Consider the following 630-nt stretch of genomic DNA (forward strand, 5'->3'; position numbering starts at 1 on the left):
GTGCAAACGGTGCGGTGACCATTTTGGATTCCATTTCGTTCAGTAACGGTCGCACACTCGATGTTGCCAACAAGGGTGGCACGATTGGTAACGGCTTCAAGCTAGGCGGCGAGGGGATTCCGGTTCCACATGTGGTGAAAAACAGCTTGTCTTTCAATAACAATATGGACGGATTCACGGACAACTTTAACCCTGGTGCACTGGTATTGAGCGACAACGTGTCGATTGATAACAAGCGCTTCAACTACTTGTTCCGTAAGAGCCCATACTCCGGCGAGATTGAGCAAGGCACGTTCACCAATAACCGTTCTTACCGATTCCACGTCAACAGCAAATATGACGACGTGATCAACAGTGCGAAATCGACTGGCAATGCGTTGGTCGAAAATGGCACGACTTACACCAGTGATGGCAAAGCGGTCGACAGCAAAACGCTCGCGCCATTAAAGCAAGCGTCGGTGATTGATACCCAACAAGCCATTCCGGGTAAGCAAGAGGCGATGCAGCTTAAGCAACTTATTCACTAACGAGTAACCACGGGCTCTCAGGAGCCCTTTTTTTCGTCAAAACTCACCTTACAACGGTCGCATTTTTACGCTTTTCGACTTGTCAGTGACAATCTCTTTTTGG

1 pseudogene is annotated in these 630 nt (G+C 48.7%); it reads left to right on the forward strand.

Going from position 1 to position 630, the window contains the following annotated elements:
* A pseudogene (locus R8N47_RS26135) lies at positions 1–527 on the forward strand (exopolygalacturonate lyase); the annotation flags it as partial.
* Positions 528–630: the final 103 nt, after the last annotated feature.

This window comes from Vibrio sp. 2132-1 (assembly GCF_033344315.1).